The following is a 4,838-nucleotide window of genomic DNA, read 5'->3' as shown; positions in this document are numbered from 1 at the left end:
AGGTGGCGCATCAGCGTGATGAGCTCGCCCATGTGGGCCTTCTCCTCGTCGCGGATGTCGGCCAGCACGGCCTTGGCGGCCGGGTCGTCGGTTGCCTGATAGTGGGCGTCGTACAGGAAGATGGCTTCAAGCTCGCCCGCGATGTCGATACGGAGCGCCTGCATGAGCTCGGTGTTCGTCATCTTGCGGTCGACGTTGCCTGCAAACGGATTGGGGAAACTGGGCATACGATCCCTCTCTTTCATGTTCGTCGCGCCGCCGTGATCGGCGGTGGTTCAGGTCTTCTCTCTGCCCGATATGATACTCCGATAATCAGGATTGAAATGTAACGATACCATTATTATTGATAATTATTCTCAATAACTACACGTTATAAACGAACCTACTCGGCGGTGTTTGCCCAAGCGAGCGAAGCGCTCAAGCGCCCTTGTTCGCTGCGGCTGAGGAAAGGGCGGGGCCTCGCATCGCCGTCAGGGCACGACGAAGGGGCGTCGTCCGATGCTTCGCGTAAAACATCCTCGCAAGCGCAAGTCGAAAGAAGGCTACAGCACGAAGTAGTAGGACTCCAACAGGTAAGGCTGGTCGTACTTCTCGGCGAGGGCGTGCAGCTTGCGCTTCGCGGCGGGGCGATCGTCGTGCTCCAGAAGGCGCTCGAACGCCGCGTGCTCGCGCGCGGTGGCGTGCGGCGCCACGTAGCCCCATACGTGCTGCGCGGCGTTGCGGAACGATCCCGGTTCCACAGGTGCGGCCAGCGCGCGTTCGACTATCTCGTAGAACGGAACGGTCGGCCACGTGCGCTTGTCCTTGAGCAGCGCCCGCAGGGCGAGGTAGGCTGCCTGGTCGTGTTCGAGCACGGCGTACTTGTAGCGCGCCCATTCGCGTTCGAGCCGGCTGAAGCGGCCGTGCTCGCTGGTGCAGAGGATGCATTTGATGGCGGAGAGGTTCTTGTCCTTCACTTCCAGCATGATGTCGGGCATGCCGAAGGAGCTGTCGGTCCGATGCTCTGCGAGCGATCGGTAGAACGCGAGAAAGGGCGCAAGCTCGATGGTGTCGGTGTGGCTGCCCGGCCTGCGACCAGGGGCTTGCTGCGCGTAGTGCATCTTCTGCGCGCCGTCCTCGGGCTTCCAGGTGGCGGCCGCCTCGTCCAACAGCGCTCGCCAGTCCGGCGCGTCGGGCTCGCGGTTCAGCTCGTGATGCAGCGTGTCGAACACCATGGGCGCTCCGGTTGCACGGCTGAGCGCCAACACGTCCTGGGCGGTGAACAGCCGGTCGTCGTTCTCGATGACGAGCCGTCGGCGCACCGCGAGGGGCAGCGTCGCGTACGCGTTGGCGAACCGCTCGAGCGCGCGAGGCTTGTCGCCGTACGCGCCGCCCACGTGCAGCACGATCTTTCCGCTCGCATCCATCCCGAGCGCGTCGAGGAACGCCGCGTGGTATGCCAGGTCGAGCTTCGCCCGCTCCACCACGTCGGCATCGGGCGAGTTCAACACGGTGTACTGGCCGGGGTGCATGCTCAGCCGGATGCCATGGCGCCGCGCCTTGCGCCCGAGCGCGGCCAGATGCGGCTCGAAGTCGCGCATCCAATCGAGCGCGTTCACGGGGCTCGACCCGAAGGGGATCACGTCCGAGCTGATGCGGAACAGGTGGATGCCGTTTTTCGCCTGGTAGTCGAGGGCGGCGTCCAGCGCGCGCAGGTTGCCGTCGATCGCCTGCGCCAGGCGGTCGGGCGTCGCCAGCCGCTGCACCACCGATTGCATGCGCGCGCCGGGCGCTGCCAGCGTCTTCGATGCGTACCCGATGCTCACGACGCCTCCCTTCGATCCGGTTTCCGCGCTACGATGGCTCATCTTACGCGCGTGCGGAGGGAAGCGGGATGCGCCCAGGTCACCGCCGGAGCACGATCCCGTGACGGAGTGGCGCTCGGCGCGCGCCTAGGCTCCCATTGCGTCAGCGCTAGAGGCCGCATCCTCGGCCGCGTCGCTGCGCTTCGCCAGCTGCCGGTACGCTATCACGCCCGCCGCGGCCAGCACCGCCGTCAGTGCGATCACGAGCGCCGCCCCCAGGTAATTGCCGTCGCCGAACGCGCCCGCCGCCAGCGTGGACGAGACGATGGAGGGGATGCGACCTACCGTGGTGATGGCCACGATGCGTCCGATGGAGCTAGATCCCAGTCCGGCCACATAGGTGAGCAGGTCTTTCGGCGTCCCGGGAATGAGAAAGCACAGGAACAGCAGCATTTCGAAACGTCGGGAGTCGCGCAGCCAGCGCATCGACGTGATCTTGTCGGGCGAGAAGAACAAGCCGACGATGCGGATTCCGAATGCGCGGACGAGCGCCATGACCGCCGCGGTTCCCAAGGCGCTGGCCACGAGGCACCACAGCGTGCCTTCCCAGAAGCCGAACGCGTAGCCCGCTCCCAGCTCAAGCGGTTCGCCGGGCAGGAACGCGAACACGACCTGCGCCATGTTGGCCAGCACGAACACGATGCGGCTGATCCAGCCGGTTTCGTCCACCCAGGCGCGGAAGCGCGGAGCGTCGGCAACGAAGGCAAGCAGCTCCGGCCCGTAGAGGACGCAGAACCCTGCGAGCCCCGCCGTCAGGGCCAGCAGCCCGACGATCACGGCAGCGCGCTTCTTCAGCAGGGAACGCCGGTCCGTCGCGATCGTCGCGTTATCGGGAGCGTTGCCGTGCGTACGAGGAAGCGGGGGCAGGGTGACGGTCGAAGTTCGCAGCGGGGCGGTGTCTTCCATGGGATGCTCCGTTTCTCGGGTGCGTTCGGTACGCTTCCGATGGTACGGAGCAAATATCTACCGACTGTCTACTCGGCGCAGAAATCCAGGGAGAATCGCGCGACCACGCGCGCGCCTCCCCCCTCGCGGTTCTCCAGCGTTACGCCGCCGCCGTGCTTCTCGCACATGAGCGACGCGATGTTCAGCCCCAGGCCGAAATGCTCTGCCGAGGGCACCTCGCTGAAGAAGGGCGCGCAACCGCGTTCGAGCGCGGCGTTCGAAAAGCCCGGCCCGTCGTCTTCCACCATGAGAACCAGCGCGCCGTCACGCACGTCGAGGCGAGCGTCCACTTGGGACGACGCATAGCGCATGGCGTTGTTCAGCAGGTTCTCGGCCACCTCGCCCACGATGGCCTGATCCACGCATAGCTCTGGCCGCTCGCGGTCGCAACGTGCGCTCACCGACAGCGCGAAGGTCCGGTCGGCGTGCGCAGCAAGCCCCGTTCCGGCGTCCTCCACCATGCCCGCCACGCTGTCGAACCTGGTCGGGCGCGCAACGACGGCGCGGTCTTCCAGCTTTTGCAGCCCGCTCATAGCGGCGACGTAGCGCTCAAGGCGTTCCACCTGCGCGGCCAGCGAGGCGACGGAGGCCGTCAGGCGATCGGCGGGCACGTTGCCGGACTGCACGTGCGCGTCCAGCAGCTCGATCTTGCCCTTGAGGATGGTGAGCGGCGTGCGCAGGTCGTGCGCGAACGCGGCGTTCAGGCGCTTGCGCTCCTCGGCCGTGCGCCACAGCGCGCGCTGCGATTCGGCCAACGAGGCGCGCATGGCTTCGAACGACGAAGCTAGATGGCCCAGCTCGTCATCTCGATCGTACGACACGGAGAACTCGAGGTTCTGCTCGGCGATGTTGGACGCTGCTCGGTCGAGCACATCGAATCCAGGTTGGAGGCGCTTGCCGAAGAAGCGCCGCGCCGCTGCGAAGATGCATAGGCCGAACCACAGTGGGAACATGAGGAACGTTAGCAGCTCGAGTGCCGAGGACAGCGCCTGCGCCTCCTCCGATGGGGGCGTGTTCACGTAGTAACCCACTGCGGAAGTGAGCAGTCCGACGGTGTTGCCGTCCTGGCTGTCTCCGTCGAAGAACGACGTGTAGGGGCTATCAGGGTTGGCAGCCAGCCAGGCATCGAACCGATCGCGCGCTTTCGCGTCATAGGCGGGCAGCTCGGCGGGCGTGAGCTCGGTTTGGTCGGGCGCTTCGGGCGTTTCGACGCTGAGTGCGTCGTCGTTGGCGGAACCATACAGATACGCCGTCCCCGGCGAGTACTGGTAATCGCTCGCGTCAGTGATCTCCACGAGCGACGACAAGTCTGTCAGCGGCATCTCGGTCATCTCGCCGCGCACGGTTTGAACGAACACGCTGCTGCCGTTCTCGTCGATATCCACGGCGCGCGCGGGAACGAGCGTCCGGTTGTGCGCATCGTAGAGGTAGAGCCCCGAGATTTCGTACGCGTCTGCGATCACCCGGTGCTGCAACCCGCTGAACATCCCGGCCGTCACCGTGGACATCACCAGCGCCAGCAGCAAGAACCCCAGCATGTACACCATGAACGACGTTTTGAGCGACGCGTGGTGCCAACGCGCCCGCAAGGCGTCGAGGCGTTCGGCGCCCCTTACGCGCGCCATCGGTACCCCATGCCCCATACCGTTTCCACCGGGTCGGGTTCGGCGCCCGCTGCGGCCAGCTTCTTGCGGATGCGCCGGATGTGCTCGGTCACCACCTGCGAATCGCTCTCGTTTTCCCAACCGCCTACGCGCTCGTGGATGCGGTCGCGATCGAACACTTGGCCGGGATGCTTCGACAGGAATGCGACGATGTCGAACTCGCGCCGCGTCAGCTCCACCGGCCGTCCGGCCGCTGTCACGGTGCGCGAGCGGTAGTCGATGGCGATGTCGCCGTCGAAGCGTACTTCGGCGCGCACGTGCTGGCGGTTGTCGCGGGCAAGATGCGCCTTCACGCGCGCTCCCAGCACGGCTAACGAGAACGGTTTCAGCACGTAGTCGTCGGCACCGGCTTCAAAGCGCTCCCAGCCGCCGCCCGCCATCGTCA

5 protein-coding genes are annotated in these 4,838 nt (G+C 65.9%); all 5 read right to left on the bottom strand.

Features of this window, described 5'->3' with window-relative positions:
* Positions 1–227 (bottom strand): demethoxyubiquinone hydroxylase family protein (locus ACMO6A_RS00480; protein ID WP_418470640.1); only part of this gene is annotated, 227 nt, incomplete at its 3' end.
* A 315-nt stretch (positions 228–542) separates the two neighbouring features.
* On the bottom strand, positions 543–1,805 hold the full coding sequence (gene uvsE / locus ACMO6A_RS00475) for a UV DNA damage repair endonuclease UvsE (protein ID WP_009608514.1): 1,263 nt from the start codon (positions 1,803–1,805) through the stop codon (positions 543–545).
* Positions 1,806–1,931: 126 nt separating this feature from the next.
* Positions 1,932–2,750, bottom strand: a complete 819-nt coding sequence (locus ACMO6A_RS00470; RefSeq protein WP_009305368.1) for a TVP38/TMEM64 family protein — start codon at positions 2,748–2,750, stop codon at positions 1,932–1,934.
* A gap of 68 nt (positions 2,751–2,818) precedes the next feature.
* On the bottom strand, positions 2,819–4,414 hold the full coding sequence (locus ACMO6A_RS00465; RefSeq protein WP_009608407.1) for a HAMP domain-containing sensor histidine kinase: 1,596 nt from the start codon (positions 4,412–4,414) through the stop codon (positions 2,819–2,821).
* The coding region (locus ACMO6A_RS00460) for a response regulator transcription factor (RefSeq protein WP_418470639.1) at positions 4,402–4,838 on the bottom strand (437 nt) is incomplete at its 5' end. The genes ACMO6A_RS00460 and ACMO6A_RS00465, both read right to left, overlap by 13 nt.

Source organism: Eggerthella sp. (assembly GCF_048329335.1).
In the GTDB taxonomy this organism is placed as follows: domain Bacteria; phylum Actinomycetota; class Coriobacteriia; order Coriobacteriales; family Eggerthellaceae; genus Eggerthella; species Eggerthella lenta.
The sequence above is the reverse complement of the archived record's forward strand: the minus strand, read 5'-3'. Positions and strand labels throughout refer to the sequence as shown.

What these genes read in the sequence shown, in the direction of transcription:
- ACMO6A_RS00470 (WP_009305368.1), bottom strand. Translation starts at nt 2,750, where the DNA reads ATGGAAGACACCGCCCCGCTGCGAACTTCGACCGTCACCCTGCCCCCG.
- ACMO6A_RS00465 (WP_009608407.1), bottom strand. Translation starts at nt 4,414, where the DNA reads ATGGCGCGCGTAAGGGGCGCCGAACGCCTCGACGCCTTGCGGGCGCGT.